Raw genomic sequence first — 253 nt, 5'->3', positions numbered from 1 at the left:
CCTGCAGACCGACCACGTCGACCTGTTCCAGATGCACCACGTCGACCGGGACACCCCGTGGGACGAGATCTGGCAGGCGATGGAGCTCGCGGTCGCGCAGGGCAAGGTGCTCTACGTCGGATCGTCGAACTTCGCCGGGTGGCACATCGCCCAGGCCCAAGAGGCCGCGAAGCACCGCAACTTCCTCGGCCTCGTCAGCGAGCAGTCGATCTACAACCTCGTCGTCCGGGACGTCGAGCGCGAGGTCCTGCCC

At 67.2% G+C, this 253-nt stretch carries 1 protein-coding gene; it reads left to right on the top strand.

Annotated elements, in window-relative coordinates:
• On the top strand, positions 1–253 hold a 253-nt coding region (locus BIU99_RS11205; protein WP_139205410.1), incomplete at both ends, for an aldo/keto reductase.

Source organism: Plantibacter sp. MMLR14_011 (genome assembly GCF_001865025.1).
GTDB lineage: Bacteria > Actinomycetota > Actinomycetes > Actinomycetales > Microbacteriaceae > Plantibacter > Plantibacter flavus_A.
Note: the sequence above shows the minus strand (reverse complement) of the source record. Positions and strands in the feature narration are given on the sequence as shown.